Annotated in this window: 3 protein-coding genes; 1 reads left to right on the top strand and 2 read right to left on the bottom strand. The window is 37.2% G+C overall.

Annotated elements, in window-relative coordinates:
- Nucleotides 1-111: 111 nt before the first annotated feature.
- Both UC75_RS06495 and UC75_RS06500 read right to left on the bottom strand, forming a co-directional pair.
- Entirely contained in the window at nucleotides 112-909 is a 798-nt protein-coding gene (locus tag UC75_RS06495; RefSeq protein ID WP_049837077.1) for a protein kinase domain-containing protein, read from the bottom strand.
- Nucleotides 896-2404, bottom strand: a complete 1509-nt coding sequence (locus UC75_RS06500; RefSeq protein WP_049837078.1) for a DUF3336 domain-containing protein — start codon at nucleotides 2402-2404, stop codon at nucleotides 896-898. Before UC75_RS06500 ends, UC75_RS06495 begins: the two co-directional genes overlap by 14 nt.
- Before the next feature lie 178 nt (nucleotides 2405-2582).
- Between UC75_RS06500 and UC75_RS20465 the strand changes: the two genes are divergently transcribed.
- Nucleotides 2583-2857: DUF815 domain-containing protein (locus UC75_RS20465; protein ID WP_228137220.1), on the top strand; the 275-nt coding region annotated here is incomplete at its 3' end.

The following is a 2857-nucleotide window of genomic DNA, read 5'->3' on the forward strand; positions in this document are numbered from 1 at the left end:
GATGGCTGTGTATATTAGCGATAAGAACTTACAGTGACAAGTGTTTTTTTTCTAAAAAAAACTGACCGTGTAATTTGTATACAGAAACTAGACCAATGATTTTTATCAGATTCAAACTGTTTTTAAGCAATTGATCGCTTCAGCAGCATTTGAGAATCGATTTTGCCGCTTTTTTTGCAATAAACCCGAAAGTAATGGATAAAAAATCACAAGTTGTGTCGGTAATTGAATGATTAAATTTTGGCAATGCAATACTGCCCAATCATAGTAACTCCCTGCTTCTAAACGAGTTTGAGTTAACCATTCATATAAAACGATACCAAATGCGTATAAATCGCTTTGTATATCCTTAGAAGCGCCTCTAAACAGCTCTGGAGCCATATATCGTGGTGTAGCATCCATTCTTAAATCTGAGCTTGATATAAGTCGGGCTTTCTCAAAATCAATCAAATAAGGATTTTGCTCAAACTTTCGAAAATGTTCTTTCTTAATATCTCCATGAATCCAACCAAATCCATGGAGTTCAGCGAGCTTATCTAGTGCTGACCAAATCGCATGATATACATCAGTTAAATCCGTTTCATGAGACAATGAACCAAACCACAAATCAGTATTGGGTAAAATTAAAACTTTACCTAAAGAATGGTTTAATTGAGGAATGGCACTAACTTCGATTAAGTTATGAGGTAAAAGCCAGGCAGGTTTCTTATCAGTAATTTCTTCGTAAAACAATTGTTCATGAATGAAATCTTGCTCACTTTGAACATCTGTTTCAGGTAAATGATATTTTAACCAATAGTCTTTGTTATCTATGCTGCATGTCCATAGATACCGCCCTAAAGCGGCACTCGCAGGTTTTGTCACACTTTTTAAGTTTTGTATATTCGAAGCAAAATCATGCTTCAGCATAGTAAGACTCTGGCTGTTGTTGCTTTTCTTCAAAACGCAAAACTTCTAAACAATGCTGAATCGTCTTGCCAATACGAGCATGGGTCTCAATCGAAGAAATTTTTGGCCAAGTCGCACGTTCCCCTTCTCGCTGTAAGCGTTTAAACAAATGTGGCCGTGGGTTTTGCAAAGTATAGGTATAGTGACTCAAGCCATATTTAGCAATGATATTCACATCGCCATAATAACGCTGCCCCATTACACCATAGCCATGATCGAGTAATCGTCTAATCGGAGAAATAGAACCAAGTCTTTGACGTGTAAAGTCCATAAGTCCCATGGATAACACTTTACCTTGACGTCTTAAAATCCGTTCAGGCCAACTTAAAACATCTTTACGAAAGCGGTCTGCATCATTTTGCATAAATGGAACAATATGTGGGTTCACCTGACTGGCGATGGTGTAATTTAAATTATAAAGTCGAGCCATTCTTTCTTGGGGAAAATCATTTCTTACACTGCCATCTACCCATTTTGTGTTTGCCATGTAAGGTGTGTGTTCACCGTCATAACGTTTGCTGGTTAAACGTACGGGTGGAAATAGCACAGGTACAGCACATGAAGCCAACACAGCACTCCACACTAAAACATTAGGCGTCATAATAGCATTCATGATGCGCGGGTTTTCTGTTGCATCATACGGCGCAACTGCCACATTAATGTTTAAACCAGATTTTTTGAAAGCCTCTTCAAACGTGAGATCACCCAGATTTTCGACAAGGAACTTTTTCAAATAGTGCACATCGGCAATTCCACCATTTCCTTTAATGAGTTCACGAAGTTTTCTAAAATGAAAAGCATCACTAAAGAATTGTTCTCCATTTAATAAATTTTGAACATCTTCACTGGCAGAAGTTCCGAGCATGCCTGTCATAATTGCCCCTGCACTTGAGCCAGACAACACTTTAGGCATTAAATCTTGTTCAATTAAAGCTTTACAGACCCCAGTATGAAAAAGGCCTAAAGTTGCTCCACCTGAGAACATAAGGGCTGGTTGTCCATATGCTTTTTCACAATTTTCAAAAAACTCAATTTTTTCTTTGCGTTGGAAAGTAATACATTCACTTGAAGCAATATAGGCCAAGCTTTGGCTAACTTCTTCAATATAATCTTCAATTAACTTTTTCGTTCCCACATGTGTTGCAGCAAACAACATCGGGTGCCCAATATTTGCAATATCGTAAGTTAGACCTTCTTTGAGTAAATAAATAAGATCTAGCGTTCGATGTTGCTGGCGATATCTTTTCAGTAAAGTGTATCTATAAGAAATGAGCTCTGCATCGAAGTAAGGCGAACTATTATCAAATTTCCACTCTTGAACCCCTGTTTCTTCATCTAGTTTTAATGCAAAAGACTTCCACTCTGCATAAGATTCAGCCATGTCTAACTGACGTTGTAATTTTTTGATACGGTAGGCCTGATGCGGATTCATATCACTGCGTATTTTTTCAAACATATTTCGTCCTCATCTTCACAGATGATTTTACTGAATAGACACAACAACACTATGCGCGGTCTGAAGATTTCAATCAATTGCAAAACCGATAAACTGTATAGACAATAACTTTTTTGTCAGCCTGTTAGTTTCGGTGTTAGTATCCTAGTAAATTACTGTTTAACATGATTGACTTACCATGGCTACCATTGATTTACCAGATAATTTAGTTCAAACATTATCACTTGTATTAAATCAGTTACAGCAGGTCTTACCTGAACCTAAACAAGAGACAGATTTTAATGCACCTGCTTTTAGATGGGAAAATCAGCAACTTAAAGCCATCTATACACCCAAAAATATTTATCTGGATGACTTAAAAGGCATTGAACGTCAGAAAGAGAAAATCATTCAAAATACTTTGCAGTTTTTAAATAGTCTACCCGCAAATGATGTGCTTTTAACTGGCTCGCG

It is taken from the genome of Acinetobacter sp. V2, from assembly GCF_001188385.1.
Classification (GTDB): Bacteria; Pseudomonadota; Gammaproteobacteria; order Pseudomonadales; family Moraxellaceae; genus Acinetobacter; species Acinetobacter oleivorans.